Genomic DNA, 21,539 nt, shown 5'->3' with positions numbered 1-21,539 from the left:
ATAACAAAAGGAGTATCGGCATGTCTGATCCGGTTTCAACGCCGCCGCCTAAACCCCCAGAGAGCCAGCACCACTGGGAGCGGCGCATTGAAACGGCGCTGTGGAATTCGCGCTTTTTGGTGATGTTGGCGGTCGTACCCAGCTTATTGGGTTCGTTGATGCTGTTTATCGTCGGTACCGTGGACATTTTCAAGGTAGTCGCTGATGTGATGGGATACTACCTACTGGGTGGCACCCAGGACATTCACGACAGCCTGGTGCCGGATATCATCATTGCCGTGGATATCTATCTGATTGCGATCGTATTGCTGATTTTCGGCTTAGGTGTTTACCGGCTGTTTGTCTCCCGCATTGATCAGGCTGAAGAGAGTAATTTGCGCCATCCCTTTAATGTCGCCTCATTAGACCAACTGAAAGATAAAATCGCCCGGGTGGTGATTCTGGCGGTGATTATTGAGTTTTTCCGCGCCGTGGTAGATATCCGTTTTGCCACGCCCCTGGAAGCTATCTATTTAGCCCTTTCAGTATTGGCGCTGGCGGCCGCGCTCTATTTAATGAGCCTAGGCCACAAAGGCGAGTAAGCGTGCCTGTGCTACTCGTCATTTTCAGCTAACAAACCGTCTACCAGTCTGTTTAACCGCTGTTGGAACTGCCCACCCGGCGAGGGTGGGTTAGGGTCTGAGGTGATCACTACGGTCATCTCCCGTTCTGGAATAACATAAAGCGCCTGACCGCCGTAGCCACGCCCGTAGTACACATCTTCGCCTGCCAACTGAGTAATAAACCAACCAAAGCCGTATCCGTCGCCAGTCCAGCGCGATGTACCGCGCGGCTGCCACGACTCTTCTACCCAACCTTCAGGCAGAACGCGCTGCTCGTCTCCTGCCCCATTAACCACAATGCCATCATTCCGATACAGCTCGCCCACCTCAATCAATGCCCGTGGTGAGAGCTGCATATCATTGCCGCCAAAATAGATCCCTTGCGGGTCGCGTAGCCAGGGGCGAATGGTGATATTAAGCGGATCTCCCAATAGGCGCTGGGCAAGGGAATGGGTCGTTTCGCCGCTGGCGTGGGTGAGCGCAGCGGAAAGTAGATGGCTGGTGCCGGTGGAGTAGAGCATCTGCCCACCCGGCTCATCGACGAATGGGCGCGTCATCGCATCGTTCACCCAGTTGGCGCTGGCCACCCAGGCGCCATAGTTGCTGCCAGAAGTGCGCTCAAGCCCCGCCTGCTGGGCGAGCAGGTGGGCCACGGTAATGTCCCCAACTTGTGGATCAATACCGCTAGGTAGATGTTCGCCAAACAGCTCCACCATGGGTTGATCAGTTGATTCAATGATGCCTGCTTCAATCGCCGCCCCAGTAATGGCAGCCAGCACCGTTTTCGACAGCGATTTAATGTTCGCAGGTGAGGCCACTCCCGGCCCACCCTGGTGAAGTTCGTGGATAATCTCACCGTCGTAGGCCACCACCACGCTGTGTACGCGTTCAAGCTGGCCGGTTTGCTGGTCTAGTATCTGAAGTGCGTTTGTAGAAGGCTCATTAGCGGCTGCATAGGTGGCGGGTAATAGCGAAGTAACAGCAAACGAAACAAGCAAAGCAGTAGCGCGCATCGCAACACCTTAGGCAAGTAAGTGGCAAAGGTTCGAGGTGTAGAAGTGGCTGAGGTTCCACAACCGATACTCGCTAGAAGTAAGATCAGGTAGTACTTTCTGAGTCTGGGGCCATGTTTCTGAGGTTTTAAGGTTCATATTTGGACTTTTATGGTCATTTTCAGTATATAGTGGGTTATAAATGAGCCATTATTTAGAGGTTTTCTATGGCCCTGACTCACTCTCTACTTGCTCCTGGCGAACTGTCCCAGCAGGTCGGTGCCAATGCACGAGAAGCGCGACTGGCGCAGAACCTTTCCCGTAAAACCTTGGCGCAGATGGCAGGTGTTTCCGAGTCCACCATTAAACGATTCGAATCCAGTGGGCAAATAACTCTCGATGGTCTAGTGCTCATTGCCACAGCGCTGGGCGCCACACGCCAAATTGCCGAGCTATTCGAGCAGGAACACCCCGTCTCACTTGAAGAGATCAAGCAGACGGGGCGTACCCGGGGGCGAAAATGAAGCGTATCAACAGCGTAGAGGTGCTGTTAGCGGGTAATCCTGTGGGGGAGCTGGTCGCTAGCCGACAGGGCATCTACTTTGCCTACCACCCTCATTGGGTGGCGGAAGGCTTCAATTTGTCGCCTCTGAACATGGGTTTTACTACCCAACCACAGAAGGCGCTGGATCCACTTCTTTTTGCTGGTCTACCGGGAGCATTTGCTGACTCGCTGCCTGATGGCTGGGGAATGCTGCTATCACGATGACCACGCTAAGAACTTCGCTTTTTTGTATGACCAAGGTCGATGGACACTAGCTCCTGCTTACGACCTGACTTATTCCCCTGTCCGGGGCTATGCAGATGAGCATACAACATCTTTCAGTGGGGCAGGCCTGGCTACACGTAAAAAGCTCAAACAGGTTTGCGCCCCTTTCAGGTACTTAACCCCGGATCTCTATATTGAGCAAACCCTTGATGCTCTATCCGAATGGTCATTCCTTTGCCGAGAATTAGAAATCGATGCAAAGCAGCAGAAAATGATTCAGCGAGCATTCGACGAGAAACGCCAGCGTCTCGGATAACGCTATCAATGCGGCCACGCTAATACAGCCACTTTCTAAGAGGGAGATGCAGCCACATTACGCAAAAGCAGAAAAAGCCTGCTAGGATGGGTGTGTTGGCTCATGGGTAAGCAAGCCTTTGATTTCTCTAAAACGCAATAAGCAAGGAGCGCCCTATGCGTAATATTATCTACATTATTGGTCTGATCGTGGTTGTGCTGTTCATTCTGTCGATGCTAGGCCTGCGCTAAGCGATATAGAACATAGACTCTATAGAGCTAGGCTTTAGCAAATAAGCCCGCGCAACAAAAACCGCCCGAAGCGCTTGCTTGTGGGCGGTTTTTTATAAGGGCTTTTCGTCGCTCAGTGTGGAATTAACTCTGCCAGCATGAGTGTAACTCCCGTGGGAGGGAGCTTCAGCTCGCGAATGTTTGGGCTATTAGCAGGATGAAGTCAAGGGGATGCCTGCGGCACTCTTCATCGAAGTGTCGAACCACCGCTGACGCAGCCTCCCACAACAGATAGCTGGCTTAGTGGTTGCGATCGGAACTGTGAGATAAAAAATAGCCAACCAATCTTAAATCCACATCAGATAACGAATAGCCTTTATAAGTCTCTTATACGCTCTTCTGATCAGCAATGCGTGGCAGCAGCAGATGTTAAGCGCAATCAGCAGCCCCCTGGCCAAACATATCAAACATTATTTCACGACCAAGACGGGTCAAAACAAAGCGACCATACTCATTGAAAGTGGCCGCTTCACTGGCTTCCATGACCTTCTGACAGGTTGCCCAGGTGGGCGCTGCGGCACAAAGTGTGAGCAATTCACGGTGCGCTAAACCGCGTTGGGGCAAGGTAATGGTTTCAAGCACATGGCCATTGTCATAGAGCAGCTCAGCGGCAATCGATAAACACTGACGAAGGCTTCGTTGAACGTTCGCAGTAGTCGACAGCCCATGTGACGAGGGGGCAGCGTGTTCTTTCGTAAGCTCGGGAGTCATTGCATGTTCTCCAGCGGTCAGCACCAAATCGGGCTTGTTGCAGCGCATTATAAACCAAGGTCGATGTTAGACCAAGGTCTATAATTTAGAGGGAGTCCCCCACTATTGAACTCATCAACGGTGGGTCAATGTGCTACGCTCGCTACCATATATTTTAGCGAGTTAATAAGTCATGCATATCAGTGTATTCGGAACCGGTTATGTCGGCCTTGTCGCAGGCGCCTGCTTAGCCGATGTTGGTCATCAAGTCACCTGTATGGATGTTAATGCTGAGCGAATTGATCAGCTTAAGGGCGGAGAGGTGCCGATATTTGAGCCAGGGCTAAGCACTATCGTTGCCCACAACGTGGCGGCTGGCCGTTTACGCTTTACTGCTGACGCTGCCCAGGCGGTAGCCGATGGCGAACTGCTGTTTATTGCCGTGGGAACGCCGCCCGACGAAGATGGCAGTGCCGACCTACGCTATGTACTAGAAGTGGCGCGCACGATTGGCCAGCATATGGATAGCTATAAGCTGGTGATTGATAAGTCTACCGTGCCGGTGGGCACTGCAGAAAAAGTCCACGCTGCTATCAGCGATGTGCTCGAACAACGCGGTGTATCGCTCGCGTTCGATGTGTGTTCGAACCCTGAGTTTATGAAGGAGGGGGCAGCGATAGATGACTTTACTCGTGGCGCGCGGATTATCGTCGGTACAGAAAGCGAGCGGGTGAAAGCGCATATGCAAGAGTGCTACGCCCCCTACAACCGCAACCACGAAAAGTTGATGTTTATGAGCGTGCGGGCTGCCGAGCTAACCAAATACGCTGCCAATGCCATGCTCGCCACCAAAATCAGCTTTATGAACGAGATCGCCAATCTTGCCGAACGGCTCGAGGTGGATGTCGAAGACGTACGCCGAGGGATTGGCAGCGACCCACGTATTGGCTACCACTTTATCTACCCTGGCTGCGGTTATGGTGGCTCTTGCTTCCCCAAAGATGTCCAGGCATTAGAGCGGGCAGCGCGTCAACTAGGCTATACGCCGGAACTGCTCAGCGCCGTCGAATCGGTTAATTTGCGTCAAAAGCAAACCCTGTTCACAAAACTGCAAGACAACCTAGGCAGTCTAAGTGGCAAGACTATTGCTGTTTGGGGCTTGGCCTTTAAACCCAACACGGATGATATGCGCGAAGCCCCTAGCCGCACGTTAATGGAAGCACTCTGGCAAGCGGGCGCTAAGGTGCAGGCGTTCGACCCTGAAGCCATGACAGAGTGCCGCCGCATTTATGGCGAGCGGGATGACCTAATGCTGGCAGGAGATCGGATTCAGGCAGTGAAAGGAGCTGATGCTTTGGTTATCTGCACCGAGTGGAAAGAGTTTCGCAGTGTCGATTTTGATTGGCTAGCCGACCAGCTGGCTGAAAAAGTCGTCATTGATGGGCGTAACTTGTACACGCCAAGTGCTGTTGAAGAAGCGGGGCTGCGTTACATAGGGGTGGGGCGGAAAAGCCACGATTAGGTAGCGAGCTAAAAAAAGGTTTAAGTTTAATGTTAAATGGTCGATAGTTATTAACTACTAGGATGATAAATTACTTCACGAGCAGTGTAATCAGTAGCGTGATGACGTTATAAAAGAGGACGGTAAAGTATGGCTTCCATTTCATCACTTGGTATTGGCTCAGGCTTGGATCTCAACGGTTTATTGGATCAGTTGAAAGAGGCCGAGGAACAGAAGCTTGTGCCGATTCTTGAGCGGCAGGAAACACAGCAGACCAAAATTTCCGCTTATGGTCAGTTGAAGAGCGCGCTCTCTCAGTTTCAAACTGCCGCTGATGCGCTTAATGACAGCACTCTTTACGAAAGCCTTTCCACTAACGTGGGTGGTTCAGCCATCACCGCCGCTGCTGATGCGGAAGCACAGCCAGGTAGCTATAATGTTACCGTCGACACTCTAGCCACTCGCGGCACGCTTGCTTCAGAAGGGGTAGCCGCCGCAGATGAGGGCATCACCGCTGCTGACCAAAAATTAACCCTGAACTTCGCTGATGGTTCCACCCAAGAGATCGATATAGCGTCAGGCAGCACTCTGGAAGGTATTCGCGATACGATTAACGCCACTGAAGACGCTGGCGTGAACGCGACTATTATTAATGATGGTACCAATTTCCGCCTCGCACTTAGCTCTAGTGAAACCGGGGCAGATGCCTCTATTGCCGATTTCAGTTTTGACGGTGCTGCCCCGTTCACTTCAGATACCGCTAATACGCTGCAAAGCGGTACTGATTCAGCGCTTACCGTTAACGGTATTGATATCACCAGCTCCACTAATCAAGTTGAAGGCGCTATCCAGGGCGTGACGCTAAACCTTCAAGAAGAGGGTGATAGCACGGTCTCCGTTGAGCAAGACACCCGCGCTGTTCGCGAGGCTGTTACCAATTTTGTAGAGGCCTATAACGGTCTCAAAGATAAAATTGGCGATTTAACCAGCTTCAATTTTGAAACCGGCGAGGCAGGCGAGCTGTTGGGAGACGGTACCGTCCGTACCGTCGAGTCTCGCTTGCGTGATGTGCTGGGTGGGGCTGTGGAGGGTGAGCTCTCCATTCTTAGCGATATCGGTATTTCGCACAAGTACGATAGCGGGCTGGGGTATAGCAAACTTGAGGTCGATCAAGACAAGCTTGATGATGCCATTGCTAATAACCAAGGTGCGCTTGCAACCTTCTTCGCAGGCGATTCGGATGAGGCGGGTATGGCAGGGCAAATTAATACAGCTGTCGAACAATTGCTTGGCTCTAATGGCCGCGTGGAAGGAGCGATTAGCGGGGCGGAAAATCTCAACAAGTCGCTTGTAGAGCAATACACCCGTATGGAGCAATCAATTGAGCAGACGATGTCTCGTTACCGCAGCCAGTTTGGTCAACTGGATGGCATGATTGCGCAAATGAACCAGACCAGCAGCTATCTTACCCAACAGTTCGATGCATTAGACGCCCAACTAGGCCGTGGCTAATCCGCTCTGTTGCTTTCCCTCCTCGTCCCCAATGAACGCCTGCGCTAAGCAGGCGTTTTTATTAGCAAAAGAAGAATAATTAACTTAGCGAAAGAAAAAGCGCTAAAGTTGCCCGCTAATCAGCCGATAAAATTACATACCACAATTGCCAGCGTGCCCATGCGCTGAATGTTTCAGGTTTAGCCTTTTTTACTGAGGAACAGTCAATATGGCGACGATAACCTCCCTTGGCGTTGGCTCGGGTCTGGACCTGACTGGCCTATTGGATCAACTGCAGAAAGCAGAGCGCGGCAAGCTTGCGCCCATTACGCAGCAGAAAACACAACAGCAAGCCAAGGTTTCGGCCTATGGCCAGCTGCAAACATCGCTGAACGCTTTTAAAGACGCCGTAGGAAAAATCAACGACCCTGAACTCTATCAGAGCCTTTCTGCCAATGTGCAGGGAGAGGGCGTAAAAGCAACAGCCACAGCCGATGCATTGCCCGGCAGTTACCGCGTTCAAGTTAGCCAGTTGGCCACCGCAGGCACGCTTGCGTCTACCCGCGTTACCGATCAAGATGCTGCGCTCGACTTACAAGGTGCAACTGCATTTCAGTTGAGCTTCGGCAATGGCGATAGTGTCGATATTGCCCTAACAGCCGATAGCAGTCTAAGCGATATTCGTGATGCAATTAATGCGGACAAAGAGTCGGGAGTCAGTGCCTCTATCATCAATGACGGTACGGGCTATCGATTGGCGTTAAGTTCAAAGGAAAGCGGCGCTGAGGCCTCCATTAACAGTTTTAGTTTTGTGGATGCTGGTGGTTTGGCTGTAGCTGGCCCCTTTGGTGAAGACGCCGCTACTCAGCAGATGGGTAAAGACGCTGTGTTGAAGGTCAATGGTATTGATATCACCAGTGCCAGTAACCAAATTGAAGATGCGATTCAAGGCGTCACACTCAACATTGCAAGTTTAGCGTTGGAAGACGGCGGGACGGCTACCAGTACGGTAAGTGTTGAACGCAACACCCTGGGGGTGCGCGAGGCGGTAGGTGCATTCGTCAAAGCCTATAACGGCTTAGAAGGCACAATCAATAACCTGACAAAATACGATAGTAAAACCCAGACCGCCGGCAAGCTGCTAGGAGACAGCACGGTGCGCACCATAGAGTCTCGGTTGCGCAGTGTGATGATAGGCAGTGTTGCAGGCAGTGAGCTTTCAACCCTTAACCAGCTAGGTATTACCTTGCAGCGTGACGGTACGCTAAAACTTGATGAAGACAAGTTAAGTGATCTAGCGGCCAACAGTCCTGACGCGCTCAGCGATTTTTTTGCAGGCAAAGATGAAGCGAGTGGCATGGCTGGGCAGCTAACCACGACGTTAACTAACCTGTTGAGCGATAACGGGACTATCAAAGGGGCCATTACGGGAGCGGAGAATCGCGTAAAAAGTTTAGATGAGCGCTACGCACGTATGGAAAAGACCATTGAGAGCACCATCGACCGCTATCGCAAACAGTTTGGTCAGTTGGATGGCATGATCGCGCAAATGAACCAAACCAGCTCTTACCTTACCCAGCAGTTTGATGCACTTGACGCTCAGTTAGGCCGCAAAAAGTAGAGCCATCTCAGCAGGCATTGTTTTAACATGACAAAACAGCGCTAAGCGCTGTTTTGTCGTTGTGGGAAGCAGCTTTAGCTCACGAAGATTTCTGCTTCCAGCCGGACTGTTGCAATCGTGGGAGGTAGCTTTAGATTGCGACGCTTTTTGCTTCCAGCTGGACTGGTGCAATTGTGGGAGGTAGCTTTAGCTCGCGACCAAAGCGCGGTGTCATCGCAAATCCAGTGAAGCGATCTCATACTCTCACGGCCACCCCGCCCAAGCATGAAACTCTTCACTATTCAGTTACCAACGTTTACATCTTTTTTTACCACTTCCCCTAAAGAAACCCCACGCGCTGCCGTTAATTAATATAACGGCACAAACAGTGGCCGAAAGCAGGCCTCAGGGCCAGTGTCCAAAGCAAGGAGTATCATCCCATGTCAGTGATCAATACCAACATCACAGCAATGATCGGCCAAAACAACCTTGGCAAATCACAGAACGCACTGTCTACCGCCATGGAGCGTTTGTCCTCTGGTCTGCGCATCAACAGCGCTAAAGATGACGCCGCTGGTCAAGCCATCGCCAACCGTATGACTTCACAGATCACTGGTCTGTCTCAGGCTCAGCGTAACGCCAACGACGGTATCTCCGTTGCGCAAACCGCTGAAGGCGCCCTGAACCAAGTAAACGACAACCTGCAGCGTATTCGTGAACTGGCCGTTCAGTCTCAGAACGACACCAACTCTGCTGACGACCGTGCTTCCATCCAGGACGAAATTGATCAGCGTTTGACCGAGATCAACCGCATCTCTGAACAGACTGACTTCAACGGCGTTAAAGTTCTGGCCCAAGATCGCAGCCTGTCTATCCAGGTAGGTGCCAACGACGGTGAATCAATCGACGTTGCACTGGAAAAAATTACTGCTGACACACTGAGTCTGGCTAGCTTTAACGTTAATGGCCCCGGTGCGAATCTTGGTGCTGCAACTGCAACTGACTATACAACAGCATACGGTGAAGGTACGGGTGTAGCCAATAATACTGTTTCCGCAACTGGTTTCAAGAATGAACTAGCCACGAATTTGGGTATCGCCACTGGTTCCGTTGCTACTGCGGGCACAGCCCAAGTAGACGATAACGGCAACTGGTATGTGGATGTCAGTATTACTGCTGCAAGTGAATCAGAAGTTAAAGCTTTGGGTCTGCAGGGTATCGAAGCTATTTCAGGTACCGCAGTTACTTTCCAAGTAGCGCTTGATCCTTCTGAGGCCACCGTTACTACAGGTAACACCACTGCTGCTTATACTGTTGACGGTGCAAGCTTGGGTGCAAAAGACCTTCTGAACTCAGCGACAGCTAACCCGATGGAGCAGCTTGATAAGGCTTTGAAGCAAGTCGACGAGCTTCGCTCTGGCTTGGGTGCGATTCAAAACCGTTTCGAGTCTGCGATAACCAACTTGCAAACTAACGAAACTAACCTCTCCGCTGCTCGTTCACGTATCGAAGATGCTGACTACGCCAGTGAAGTGGCCAACATGACTCGTGCTCAGATCCTGCAACAGGCGGGTACCTCTGTACTGGCCCAGGCTAACCAAACGCCGCAGAACGTACTGTCTCTGCTGGGCTAAGCCTCCGCTATACTCATCCGAACTTTCGGATTACCTACAGGCTCCCTTCTGGGGGCCTGTCTTGTTTTAAAGACTGTCTCGAAATCAGTTAGCAACTATATTCAGCGCTTTTCCTACCTTTGCGAGGCGAGTTAATCATGTACGCTGTTCGCATAGCTTAACCGCCTTCAGGATGTTCTCTATCATGTCAAATAAAAAGCCTTATCGCTCAGCAAGCAATGCTCATCAACGCACCTTAGATGCGAGGGGAACAACGCAAGCATTAAAGAAAGCCAAAGAGCGTACGGTACAGAAACCAACCAATTTAGCTGCGTGGAAACAGTTGGGTGCGGAGCTTTCTGCGGTCGGACAGTTTGAAGAGGCATTAATAGCACTGGAACGAGCTAGTGCTTTGGTTTCTGATGATGCTGAAACGTTAGCGCTAAAAGGCCGGATAACACATCAAGCGGGTAATCCCGAGCAGGCGCTGGTGTTTTTACATGAAGCCATCAAGTTAAATCCAAATTATGCCAAAGCACAGCATTATATTGGTTATATTTATTACACCCAGGCACGTTTTAATGAGGCTCTAAAGCACGCTGAAACAGCCTGTGAGTTGATGCCTGACGATGTAGATATGCTCAATACCTTGGGCAATACTTTGTTGCAGACATTTGAATATAATCGTGCTAGGGATGCGCTTGAAAAAGCCGCGAGATTAGCCCCCAAAAACTACCTTTCATGGAATAATTTAGGTAATGTTTATAATGCCATTGGTGATCTTGATAAAGGACTCGAAAGTTACGGGCAAGCCCATCGTGTAAATCCGCAGGCACCGGGCCCTTTTTCTAATATTATAACTACTTATCACTATCATCCTGATAAAACAGGAGAAGAGATTACAGCTTTATGTAAGCAATGGGAAAGTAAATTTTTACCAGACGTTACAGTCCTGCCTCATAGTAAGCTAAATGACCCCCAAAAACTTCTGAGGGTTGGTTTGATCTCAGACGGTTTTCGAGGACATCCTGTGGGGAGAATGATCACATCAGCTTTAGAGCATGTTTCAAAAAGCCAGATAGCTTTTTATTTTTACAGCACTAACAATGCTTCCGATGGTATTACCGAAAGGCTTAAATCGGTAGCTGAGCAGTGGATGAGTGTACAGCCGTTAAAAGATCAGCAGGTTGCTGAGCAGGTTGTGAATGATGAGGTTGATATCCTAATTGATTTAGCTGGCCATAATGCTGGCAATAGGGTGCTGGCGGTAAGCATGCGGCCTGCTCCAGTGCAGGTGAAGTGGGTAGGTGGTTTGATTAATACCACAGGGTTATCAGCCATTGATTATTTAATCAGCGACTCCATCGAGACACCTGGAGGTGTTGATGAAGACTATGTGGAAAAACTAATACGTCTACCTGATGACTATATTTGCTATGTGCCACCCAATGGATATGAGCCAAATGTGGGCGTATTACCTGCACTTAGAAATGGCTATATAACGCTAGGTTGTTTTAATAATGCTTCAAAATTAAACAGTGCATTGCTAGACCAATGGGCTAAGATAATGCTAGCACTACCCAATTCTAAGCTAATGCTCAAAAGCATGCAGTATAAGAGTGAGGAGCGTTGCCAAAAAATTAAAGACACCATGGCTCTGTACGGTATTGAGGATGATCGGCTGATAATAGAAGGGCCATCACCACACTCCGAACTTTTAGATGCCTATAATAAAATCGATATTTCCTTAGACCCCTGGCCTTATTCTGGTGGCTTAACTACATGTGAGTCATTTCTAATGGGAGTGCCGGTGGTTTCCCTCCCAGGGCCAACCTTTGCAGGACGCCACAGTGCTACTCATTTGATTAATGCAGGTATGCCAGAACTTGTGGTTAACTCATGGGAGGAGTATCGAGAAAGAGTTTTAGAGCTAGCGTCTGATTTAGATAGCCTTGCCACTATTAGGCAGCACCTTCGTCAAGTCTTATTAGAGTCACCGGTATGCGATGCTTCCCGCTTTGCAAAACATTTTACTGATGCAATGCGCGCTATTTGGCAACGGCACTGTGAAGGAAAGCAGCCAGCCGCTTTAACGTTCGATAAAACAGGGCTGGCGAAATTTGAAGATGAAGAAGCGCCTGTAGATGTTGTTTATGCAGAGAGCCTGGAAGTCGAAACGGCTGGTTTTCACTGGTCACTACCCAGTAAGATTATAGCGCTGGATAATGGTTCAAAACTAGTTGTTGAAAAAGGTATTGATACACTTAGGAAGTTAAATTCATTTGGTATAGTTGCCTTCGACCCCGCAAGCCAAGTAATAAATACTGAGCGGTTTGAGGGCAGCAAAGATGTGCAGGTTTTTACCCATGCTGTTTTAGGAGATGGTAGTTCGGCGACGCTTTATTCGTGCTTAGATCCAGCATTGAGCAGTACCCTGGAACCGATGCCAGTGGAACAACAGTACGGAGCTAACCCTGCTGGTGCAAGCGTGCTTGCTAAGCTTCCAATCAATACTATCGTGTTAGATAGCATCGAAGGCCTGGATAGTCTGGATTGGTTGATTCTGGACGATTTAAGTGATTCGACCGTAATCCTTGAGAATGGTGAAAAAGCCCTTAAAGATACGCTAGTCATCCAAGTGCGTATTGCCTTTCAACCGACGCATAAACGACAGCCAAACTTAGCTGAAATTCAGCACTGGATGTCACGCCATGGTTTCCGTCTATACCGTTTCAACAACCAACAGCACTTAAGCCATCTGCCGAACAGCGTACCAGCGGAAATTCGTCAAGCTACCGAACTTCAAAGTGCCGATGCGGTTTTCCTCCCCACTCACGAGCGGATGGCTGAGCTAAATGAAAATCAACGCTCCAAACTAGCTTTTTTATTGCACACGGTGTATGGCATAAAGGATCTAACATATAAGCTATTGGTTGAAATTGATAAAGAAAAGGCAGAAGAGTATTTGGTTCTACAAAGATTAACTGACGTTAAACCCGAAACAGCTTCGGAGTCATTGTCGAACAAAAAAACTAAGGTGTCGGAAAAAAATGAAGCATTGGAATTTCCGTTGCCTGATGCTCCTTTCATGTCAAATGCAGAACGCAAGCTGTTTAAAAAGTACTTAAAGAAAGCAAAGAGCTATTTTGAATTTGGCTCAGGCGGATCTACAGTTTGGGCGGTAAAAGAAGGCCTGAGAGTAGAGGGTGTGGAAAGTGATGCTAAATGGGTAAGGGCACTTAAAGATGAACTGGGTGATAAGTGTCAAGTTGAATCTGTCGATATCGGGCCAACTAAGGAGTGGGGGTTGCCAGTCTCAGATGAATTCCAGCATCATTTTTCTAAATACAGTCAGGCGATTCATTATCATAAACAGCCATTTGATTTGATTCTTGTGGACGGTCGCTTCAGAGTCGCATGCACGATTGCATCAATTATCCATATTACAGAGCATATGCATAACCAAGAAATGGCTCGGATTTTTATCCATGACTTTTGGAATCGACCACCATACCATGTAGTGCTTGAATTTTTAGAGGTGGTCGAGCAAGTTGATACTGCTGGCGTATTTAAAGTTAGGCAAGGTATTGATAGGGCGGAATTAGACGCTTTGTGGACTAAATTCTCGAAGAACCCGCTATAGGTTGTTTCTTAAAGGAGAGCGCTGCGTTTCGTGTGTTCGAGTTGTGCCAACTCAACGGAATTGCTAAACCAGATGCAGGCACTTTAGTGCCTGCATCTTGTCAGTGATAATTGACCGAGCATTCTGCGTGTATTCATAGACTATTCCCTTAGTCAAGCAGGAGGCTAAGGGCGGGCCTGTTGAGCCTTGCTTTGTGGAGCTTGAGTGGAAAAGCAGAGTGCCAGCAGATGATTGATAAGCTTGAAGCGCTGATTCGAAAGACGCCAAGCTATGCTTGCCCGTTTTTAGCAGGAAGGGATAGATATGGCGGGCGATTACAACAAGTTGCTGGATATTCTTGACAATGCCGCCAAGCGGCGATGTTTTCTTACCGGCAACATAAGGGTTCCGCACTCCTTAAGGTTTTACCTAATACAGTACAAGTGCCAAGTAGCAATCAGGTCACTTGGTGCCCGTATAACTCACTCGCGAGCAACACCTGGTAGTGGAGTTCGAGAAAGAAACGCTGGCGTCTTGAAGTGAAGTACCACATATCGTCTCTGGTTGGTGTTAATTCTTAAAAAATATAAGAAGACGGTTTATTATTTCTTTTTTGCTGCTATCTTGATGCCATTCTGCTGGTGTTTGAGGCATAAGCGACTTACCCCGCGCCCATATCTACATCAGATTATTTGTATTCACAGAGGAAAGTACTAATGGCCAATTTACGCCGCTGGAAAAGAACCGTTGCCGCTCTTTCACTTAGCATGGTAGGTGGTGTGCTATCAGTGGCTGCCCAAGCCGACACGCTCCGTGTGGGCATGTCCGGCGGTTACTTCCCTTTTACCTTCGTTGAGCAGGATGAGCTTAAGGGTTTTGAAGTTGATGTCATGAACGCGGTGGGTGAAATCACCGGTGATGATATCGAGTTCGTCACGGCGAGTTTCTCGGGCCTGGCGGGGATGCTTGAATCTGGCCGTATCGATACCATTGCCAATCAGATCACCATTACCCCAGAGCGCGAAGCGAAGTATGTGTTCACTTCGCCTTACGTGTATGACGGTGCTCAGGTCGTCGTCAAGGCAGGTAATGATACTATTCATGGTGTTGAGGATTTGTCCGGCAAAAGCGTGGCCGTCAACCTGGGCTCGAACTACGAGCAGTTATTGCGTGAGCAGCCGAACACCGATGAAATCGACATTCGCACCTATGAGTCCAATATCGAACAGGATGTGGCGCTAGGCCGGGTAGAAGCCTTTGTAATGGATCGCGTGAGTGCTACGCAGGTCATTAAAGAGAAAGGCCTGCCGTTAGAGCTGGCGGGCCAGCCTTTCTCGACCATTGAGAACGCATTACCCTTCCGTGACGACGAGGCGGGCCGCGAGCAACGCGACCGTGTAGACGCAGCCCTTGCTGAACTTCGCGAAAACGGTGAGCTGCGCGAGATATCGGAAAAGTGGTTTAATAGTGATATCACTCAGCCCTAACCGCTGGGATCATCCGTATAACGCGGCCGTGGCATTGCCACGGCCGTTTGCTTATAAGCGATCTTGATATGCTTAATCTTGAATATATGTGGGGGCTGTTGCCGGTTCTGCTGCGCTACTTGCCGCTCACCCTTCAAATGGCAACGATTGCCATGTTTTTTGCGCTGGTTTTGGCGTGCCTGCTGGCGGTGGTTCGCGTATCAAAAGTGCCGTTCTTGAACGGTTTCTCGCTGCTGTTTATCTCGTTTTTCCGAGGTACGCCGCTGCTGGTTCAGCTATTTCTTTTCTACTATGGCTTGCCGCAGTTGATCAGCGCGTTAATCTCGATTACCGGCGTTACCGCCGCCGTGCTAGGCCTGACGCTGCACTTCTCTGCTTACATGGCCGAGTCTATTCGTGCGGCGATTGTCGGGATTGATCGCAGCCAGACGGAAGCCGCGCTCTCCATCGGGATGACTCAGTCGCAGTTAATGCGGCGTATCATTTTGCCCCAGGCCACTCGTGTGGCAACGCCGACGCTAATGAACTATTTCATCGATATGATCAAAGCGACCTCGTTGGCCTTTACGCTGGGGGTGACCGAGTTAATGGGCGCTACCCAAAAAGAGGCCGCGGGCAGCTTTCTCTATTTAGAAGCATTCCTGCTGGTGGCGCTGATTTACTGGGCGATTGTGGAAGTGCTCTCTTGGGGGCAGCGCCGGTTAGAAATTTATCTGAATAAGGCCTACCAACGATGATTTCGCTGCAGGGCATTACCAAGCGTTTTAGTGGCCATACGGTGTTTAAAGATATCGACTTGAGCCTTGCTCAGGGCGAGATCATTGTGATCATTGGGCCTTCCGGGACGGGTAAGTCGACGTTGCTGCGCTGCATTAACTTTCTTGAGCGCCCTGATGCAGGCCGTTTGCAGGTGGGGGATCTGAGTGTTGATACCCAGCATGCCAGCCGGGCTGATATCCTGGCACTGCGCCGGCATACCGCCTTTGTATTTCAGAACTACGGCCTGTTCGCTAACAAAACCGCGCTGGAGAATATCAGCGAGGGGATGATCGTAGTGGATAAGTTGCCGAAAACTAAGGCCCACGCCCGTGCCAGGGAGATTCTCGAGCGCATTGGTTTGGCGGATAAAGCGGATGCTTACCCGGCTTCGCTCTCCGGCGGTCAGCAGCAGCGGGTGGGTATTGGTCGGGCGATGGCGGCCAATGCTGATGTAATTCTGTTTGACGAGCCCACCTCTTCACTTGACCCTCAGTGGGTAGAGGAAGTATTGAGCCTGATGAAGCAGTTAGCAGTAGAACGCCAGACGATGATCGTGGTCACCCACGAGATGCAGTTCGCCCGGGATGTGGCAGACCGAGTGGTGTTTATGGACGAAGGCGGCATCGTCGAGCAAGCCCCACCAGAGGAGCTGTTCACTGCGCCGAAAGATGATCGAACGCGTCACTTCTTGCGCAAAATTTTAGCGCCTACCGGGCAGGCCGTCCCTTAAAGCCTAAATCCTTACTGCCTGAGGTTACTATGCCCACGATTAACAAGGCATTGCTAAAAAGCATTGAGCAGTTAGCCTGGGAAGCGGGCGAGGCGATCATGCAGGTATATCGCCGTGACTTCGCCGTTGAGATAAAGGCTGATAATAGTCCGCTCACCGAGGCGGATAAAGTGGCTCATGCGATTATTGCCCGCGGTTTGCAGGCGCTTACTCCTGATGTGCCGATACTTTCCGAAGAGGATACCCAAAGCTTTAAGGGTGCCAACGCCGAGGGTTTTTATTGGCTGGTCGACCCGTTGGATGGCACCAAAGAGTTTATCAAGCGTAACGATGAGTTCACCGTTAACATTGCCTTGATTGAAGAGGGGAGGCCAGTACTCGGCGTGGTGGTGGCGCCCGCCTTAAAGCTTGCTTATCTCGCCGCCAGAGGTTTAGGCGCATTTAAAGCGGATGATGATGGTCAGTGGCAGCCGATTAGGGCGGCATCGCCTCCGTTAAAAGGGCAGCCGTGGCGTGTTTTGGGAAGCCGTTCACATGCGGATTCCCGTTTGTCGTCTTGGCTTGGCGAACTGGGTAAGTATCATCTTCAGCCCATGGGCAGTTCGTTGAAGGCATGTTTTATCGCTGAAGGAAATGCCGATGTATACCCTCGGTTTGGGCCAACCAGTCTGTGGGATACCGGTGCTGCTCAAGCGGTTGTTGAGCAGGCCGGGGGGCGAGTGGTTACTTTTGACGACCAGCCACTAGGCTATGCCATGCTAGAAGACGCCACTTCCGCGCAAGTGCTCAACCCCGATTTTGTCGTGTGGGGACGGGCGGCTACACCGTGTTAACGACTACTTGATTGCGGCCGTTTTCTTTTGCCTGGTATAGGCCTATGTCTGCGCGTTTAAGGGCAGGTTTCAGCGCCTTTTCGGTGGTTAAAATAGCGGTTATCCCAAGTGACACGGTCAGCCAAAGCACTTTTTCTGAGTGCTCTTCTGAGATGTTAATGGGGGTGGCAGCAGCTTTGCTCCGTATGCGTTCGGCTACCTGTTCCGCTTGTGCAAGCGAGGTGTTGGGAAGCAAAATCGCAAACTCTTCGCCGCCTACTCGGCATAGTAAATCTTCCTGGCGAAGCAGTTCATTCACTACCCTTGTGAAGCTTTTTAGGACGTCATCACCAACGTCATGACCATACGTATCGTTAATACGTTTAAAGTGGTCAATATCAATAGCGATGAGTGCGATTGGGTGGTGTTGCCTCCGCGCCCGGGATATTTCTGTCGTCGCTTGGGCCTGTAAATAGCGCCGGTTGAATACGCCCGTTAGAGGATCGGACATGGCTTGGGCGCGTAATTTTTCTTCGAGTTTTTTGCGTTCTGTAAGATCAAACACAGTGGCGCGTGAATGGACAAATTGGCCATTGCGATAAAAAGCAGAGGCCTTAATCATAACGTGGCGCTGCTCTCCGTCTCGCGTTAATAGGCTGCACTCGGCGCTACCAGGATGATTGTTTTTGACATTTTCGAAGGCTTTATCAAACCGGTCGCGCGTTTCTGGCGTGATCAGTTCTCGGTATGTGATATGACCAATAACTTCCTCTTCGGCGTAACCTAGCCAGGCGAGCTCGGTGCGGTTCATTTTTATGATCCGTCCTGTGCTATCGAGCGAGTGGTAACCGCAAGGGGCATTTTCATATAGGTCGCTGACTTCATGGGCGTGGCGCTGAGCCGCCTTACGAAGCTGCCGCTGACGCTGGCTGCTGAGAGCCCAGAATATTCCAAAAGCGACGGCGACACTGTAGGTAAGCAGCAGAAACCAGAGAACGGTGGTCTCTTCTTCAATCAGCGAGCGCCAAGAGGGCTGTGGAAGTGTCACGCCTAACTTCCAAGGGTGATAGTCGTTTTCACTGAAAATAGTGCCCGCTAGACTACGGTAGCGTAGGGTTCGTATATCTTCGGTCTGGAAACGTAATAGATGATTATCTACGCTGGCATGACCTGCATTGCGTTGCTGGATAGCTTGCCAGTAGTGAGGGGCTAGGGAGGCAAAATCACCACCAAAGCTGGCGTCGTCGAGGGGGGGGATGCCTTCGTCGAGCAGCCAACGACCTTGAGCGTCGATCAGGATTGCATTCGCATTTGGGTCAAGCAGCATGGCTTGGCGTAGAGCGTTTGTGAGGTAGCCCCAATTGAGGCTTAAAAGCACCACGCCACGGCGTACACCCATCGCATCAAAGACGGGGGTGGAAACGTTGACCACCGGGATCACGTCGTTACCCAATAGCTCAAATTGCAGGTTGCGACCCGGTGGTGAGATATAGAGGTCGCGTGGCAGCAGTGAGGATGCTTCTCCGAAGTAGTCGGTATAAGCATGATAGTTGCCCGTCACTCGCGGCCCTGTTTCATTGCTTGTGGGGGCGCGGAGTACTTCGCGCCCTTGGTTATCGATCAGTACCAGCTTGGTATAGCGGGGGTTGTGATTGATCAGCGTGTTTAAAAACGTTGAAAGCTGCGATAAGTCACTTAGAGAATAGTGCTGGTCAACTATTAATGTCTCGTCTTGCCCTGTCAGGTACCGCCTTAATGCCGGCATTTCGGCAATCGCCAGCGCGTAATTGAGGCTTTCATTAATATCGCGTGTTAGCGCCTCTTGCCCAACTTTCAACAAGGCATCGGCTTCGGTATAAAGGCTATCTAGTCGGGATTCCATATGGACATGGAGCACAGGCAGCAACGTTGCCGATACGAGAATCAACGGTATGCAAATGGCTAGCAGTAAGCGAATATATAGACGCCGCAATGACACTGACATGTTTCCTATGAGCAAGTCTGCGCCGGGCAGCCTGCTTTTAAAGTTATACGTTGTACTTATAAAGGCGCAGCTAGCAAGCTCGCCAAGCGCGTGATAGACTACGCCATCCTCTCAGACAAGTCCCGTGAGCGGGCAGCTTATTTCAACTGCCTGCTACACACTTTGGTAGGGTAACATGCCTGCCAAAACAATTGGTTGTTGCGGAAACGTCGTGCTATGACAGCGTAGCCGACGAACACATATTTAATTTCGTTGCCGTTTTATCGGCAACCTTTATTCTCCAAGGAGATACCCTGTGGCGAACAGCAAGCAAGCTCGCAAGCGCGCCCGCCAGGCCGAGAACCGTCGCGTCCTGAAATCCAGCCAGCGCAGCATGGTCCGCACCTACATCAAGCGTGTAGTGAAAGCGATCAGCACCGGCGACCACGCCAAGGCAATGGAAGAGTTCAAGGCAATGCAGCCGGTCGTTGACCGTATTGCAGACAAAGACGTGCTGTCTAAGAAGAAAGCAGCTCGCCTGAAGAGTCGTTTGAACAAGCGTATTAAGGCACTGGCGGCGTAAGCCGGCAGGCGCCATAAAAAAACCGGCTGCGGCCGGTTTTTTTGTGTCTGGATGATTTTTCCAGATGCTTTTTCTGAATGGTTTTTCTAGGTGGTTTTTCCGGATAGCTTATGACAGCGAAGAAAGCGCCCAATACATCTTCAGGCACCGCAATCGTGCGCCGTGGGCTAATGCGTTCGGGGCTTGTGGTCAGTGCCATGACCATGCTGTCGAGAGTGATGGGGCTGGCGCGGGATGTTGTGATCGCTACCTTGTTAGGGGCGGGGAATGGTGCCGATGCGTTTTTCGTGGCGTTTAAGATTCCTAACTTTCTGCGCCGTCTGTTTGCCGAAGGGGCGTTTAACCAAGCCTTTGTACCCGTGCTTTCGGAGTACTCCACCCAGCGAAGTCGGGAGGAAATACGCGCGCTGCTGAATGCTACTGCTGGTAGCTTAACGGCGGTACTGGCGCTGATTACCGCCGTGGCGATGCTCTGTGCGCCGTGGCTGATTTGGGTGTTCGCCCCTGGCTTTGGCAGTGATCCGGAAAAATTGGCACTGACCGCCGATATGCTGCGCTTAACGTTTCCCTATTTACTGTTGATTTCGCTCACCGCATTTTCCGGTAGCGTACTGAATACCTGGAACCGCTTTGCGGTTCCCGCGTTTACCCCGGTGCTGCTTAACCTTTCGCTGATTGGGGCGGCGCTGTTTTTAATGCCGCTAATGGAAGAGCCCGCCATGGCGTTGGCCTGGGGCGTGTTGATCGCCGGGGCGGCACAGTTGGTTTTTCAGGTGCCCTTTTTACTGCGCTTGGGATTGATGCCCACGCCCTGGCCTAATTTTGCCCACGAGGGCGTGCGACGCATACTGAAACTCATGGGGCCTGCGCTGTTTGGGGTATCGGTATCGCAAATTAACCTGCTGTTGGATACCGTTTTGGCGTCATTGCTGGCGGCGGGTAGCGTATCGTGGCTCTACTACTCGGATCGTTTGGTGGAACTGCCGCTGGGTGTGTTTGGGGTGGCCATTGGTACCGTGATTTTACCGGCACTCTCTAAACGCCATGCTGACCAGTCCAAGGAGCACTTTGCGGCGATGCTTGATTGGGCTATCCGCATTGTATTGCTGTTAGGCTTGCCTGCGGCGCTGGCGCTGGCGGTGTTGGCCGAACCACTGTTGATTACGCTGTTCCATTACGGGGCAATGACCGACAACGACATCCAGATGGCGGCCATGAGTCTGCGTGCTTATGCCTTTGGCTTGGTAGCCTTTATGCTGATCAAAGTATTGGCACCGGGATTTTTTGCTCGCCAAGACACCAAAACCCCGGTGAAGGTAGGCATTATTGCCATGGTCGCTAATATGGTGCTTAACCTGTTGCTGATTTGGCCGCTGGCCCACGCAGGGTTGGCGTTAGCCACCGCACTTTCTGCCTTCTTAAACGCGGGCCTGCTGGGTTACTTACTGCATAAGCAGGGAGTGCTGGTCTTTCAGCCAGGTTGGAAACGCTATTCAGTGCAGCTATTGGGTGGAAGCGGGTTAATGTGTGCAGCACTCTATTTTATCGCACCCGACTGGCAGGCATGGCTAGCGTTTGGCCTTTGGCAGCGAATAAGCTGGGTCACCGGGTTAGTGGTGCTGGGCGGCTCGCTCTACTTCGCGTGGCTGGCTGCACTGGGTTTGCGCGTTCGTCATTTTAAAATGCACTCATAACACTGCATCCTGGGGTGTGGGTTCGTTATAATCAGAGGCTTTATGT

General features: G+C 50.7%; 18 protein-coding genes. 15 read left to right on the top strand and 3 right to left on the bottom strand.

Annotated elements, in window-relative coordinates; genetic code table 11:
- The first annotated feature begins 20 nt into the window (after nt 1–20).
- Nucleotides 21–581 carry a YqhA family protein gene (locus tag SR894_RS17470; protein WP_133733234.1) on the top strand — a complete coding sequence of 187 codons (561 nt, stop codon included), beginning with the start codon at nt 21–23 and terminating at the stop codon, nt 579–581.
- Nucleotides 582–592: 11 nt separating this feature from the next.
- Here the strand turns inward: SR894_RS17470 and SR894_RS17465 are convergent, their stop codons facing one another.
- Nucleotides 593–1,615, bottom strand: coding sequence for a serine hydrolase domain-containing protein (locus SR894_RS17465; RefSeq protein WP_133733233.1), 1,023 nt, complete (start codon nt 1,613–1,615; stop codon nt 593–595).
- Nucleotides 1,616–1,821: 206 nt separating this feature from the next.
- On the opposite strand from SR894_RS17465, the gene SR894_RS17460 reads away from it, so the two are divergent.
- Genes SR894_RS17460 through SR894_RS17450 form a run of 3 tightly spaced genes read left to right on the top strand, consistent with a single transcriptional unit; the run spans nt 1,822 to nt 2,679 of the window.
- Nucleotides 1,822–2,118 carry a helix-turn-helix domain-containing protein gene (locus SR894_RS17460; protein WP_133733232.1) on the top strand — a complete coding sequence of 99 codons (297 nt, stop codon included), beginning with the start codon at nt 1,822–1,824 and terminating at the stop codon, nt 2,116–2,118.
- A complete protein-coding gene (locus SR894_RS17455) occupies nt 2,115–2,363 on the top strand; it encodes a HipA N-terminal domain-containing protein (protein ID WP_244286601.1) in 249 nt (82 codons plus the stop codon). Before SR894_RS17460 ends, SR894_RS17455 begins: the two co-directional genes overlap by 4 nt.
- Nucleotides 2,335–2,679 carry a HipA domain-containing protein gene (locus SR894_RS17450; protein ID WP_244286602.1) on the top strand — a complete coding sequence of 115 codons (345 nt, stop codon included), beginning with the start codon at nt 2,335–2,337 and terminating at the stop codon, nt 2,677–2,679. The genes SR894_RS17455 and SR894_RS17450 overlap by 29 nt, the downstream gene beginning before the upstream one ends.
- Nucleotides 2,680–3,317: 638 nt before the next feature.
- Here the strand turns inward: SR894_RS17450 and SR894_RS17445 are convergent.
- Nucleotides 3,318–3,659: a hypothetical protein gene (locus SR894_RS17445; RefSeq protein WP_133733231.1), complete on the bottom strand. Its 342-nt coding sequence runs from the start codon at nt 3,657–3,659 to the stop codon at nt 3,318–3,320.
- A 172-nt stretch (nt 3,660–3,831) separates the two neighbouring features.
- Between SR894_RS17445 and SR894_RS17440 the strand changes: the two genes are divergently transcribed.
- The 9 genes from SR894_RS17440 (at nt 3,832) to cysQ (ending at nt 17,274) form a co-directional block, all read left to right on the top strand.
- Nucleotides 3,832–5,160 carry a UDP-glucose dehydrogenase family protein gene (locus SR894_RS17440; protein ID WP_155706051.1) on the top strand — a complete coding sequence of 443 codons (1,329 nt, stop codon included), beginning with the start codon at nt 3,832–3,834 and terminating at the stop codon, nt 5,158–5,160.
- A 129-nt stretch (nt 5,161–5,289) separates the two neighbouring features.
- Nucleotides 5,290–6,651 carry a flagellar filament capping protein FliD gene (gene fliD, locus SR894_RS17435; RefSeq protein WP_223288680.1) on the top strand — a complete coding sequence of 454 codons (1,362 nt, stop codon included), beginning with the start codon at nt 5,290–5,292 and terminating at the stop codon, nt 6,649–6,651.
- Nucleotides 6,652–6,859: 208 nt separating this feature from the next.
- Nucleotides 6,860–8,251, top strand: a complete 1,392-nt coding sequence (gene fliD / locus SR894_RS17430; protein ID WP_223288681.1) for a flagellar filament capping protein FliD — start codon at nt 6,860–6,862, stop codon at nt 8,249–8,251.
- Between the two features lie 419 nt (nt 8,252–8,670).
- Entirely contained in the window at nt 8,671–9,864 is a 1,194-nt protein-coding gene (locus SR894_RS17425) for a FliC/FljB family flagellin (protein ID WP_223288682.1), read from the top strand.
- Between the two features lie 184 nt (nt 9,865–10,048).
- Nucleotides 10,049–13,486 (top strand): O-linked N-acetylglucosamine transferase, SPINDLY family protein, encoded by a 3,438-nt coding sequence (locus SR894_RS17420; protein WP_223288683.1) that lies wholly within the window; start codon nt 10,049–10,051, stop codon nt 13,484–13,486.
- A 695-nt stretch (nt 13,487–14,181) separates the two neighbouring features.
- Nucleotides 14,182–14,952, top strand: a complete 771-nt coding sequence (locus tag SR894_RS17415) for an amino acid ABC transporter substrate-binding protein (RefSeq protein WP_223288684.1) — start codon at nt 14,182–14,184, stop codon at nt 14,950–14,952.
- A 68-nt stretch (nt 14,953–15,020) separates the two neighbouring features.
- The gene (locus tag SR894_RS17410; RefSeq protein WP_022521971.1) at nt 15,021–15,689 is read left to right on the top strand and encodes an amino acid ABC transporter permease; all 669 of its coding nucleotides are present in this window, start codon (nt 15,021–15,023) and stop codon (nt 15,687–15,689) included.
- Nucleotides 15,686–16,441, top strand: coding sequence for an amino acid ABC transporter ATP-binding protein (locus SR894_RS17405; protein ID WP_223288685.1), 756 nt, complete (start codon nt 15,686–15,688; stop codon nt 16,439–16,441). The genes SR894_RS17410 and SR894_RS17405 overlap by 4 nt, the downstream gene beginning before the upstream one ends.
- Before the next feature lie 29 nt (nt 16,442–16,470).
- The gene (gene cysQ / locus SR894_RS17400) at nt 16,471–17,274 is read left to right on the top strand and encodes a 3'(2'),5'-bisphosphate nucleotidase CysQ (RefSeq protein ID WP_223288686.1); all 804 of its coding nucleotides are present in this window, start codon (nt 16,471–16,473) and stop codon (nt 17,272–17,274) included.
- On the opposite strand, the gene SR894_RS17395 is transcribed toward cysQ, so the two are convergent.
- Nucleotides 17,261–19,237, bottom strand: coding sequence for a sensor domain-containing diguanylate cyclase (locus SR894_RS17395; RefSeq protein ID WP_223288687.1), 1,977 nt, complete (start codon nt 19,235–19,237; stop codon nt 17,261–17,263). The genes cysQ and SR894_RS17395 overlap by 14 nt on opposite strands.
- Before the next feature lie 295 nt (nt 19,238–19,532).
- On the opposite strand from SR894_RS17395, the gene rpsT reads away from it, so the two are divergent.
- The gene (rpsT, locus tag SR894_RS17390; protein WP_008959243.1) at nt 19,533–19,799 is read left to right on the top strand and encodes a 30S ribosomal protein S20; all 267 of its coding nucleotides are present in this window, start codon (nt 19,533–19,535) and stop codon (nt 19,797–19,799) included.
- Nucleotides 19,800–19,909: 110 nt separating this feature from the next.
- Nucleotides 19,910–21,493: a murein biosynthesis integral membrane protein MurJ gene (murJ, locus tag SR894_RS17385; RefSeq protein ID WP_166650426.1), complete on the top strand. Its 1,584-nt coding sequence runs from the start codon at nt 19,910–19,912 to the stop codon at nt 21,491–21,493.
- Nucleotides 21,494–21,539: the final 46 nt, after the last annotated feature.

Origin of the sequence: Vreelandella neptunia (assembly GCF_034479615.1) — a bacterium.
Classification (GTDB): Bacteria; Pseudomonadota; Gammaproteobacteria; order Pseudomonadales; family Halomonadaceae; genus Vreelandella; species Vreelandella neptunia.
The sequence above is the reverse complement of the archived record's forward strand: the minus strand, read 5'-3'. Positions and strand labels throughout refer to the sequence as shown.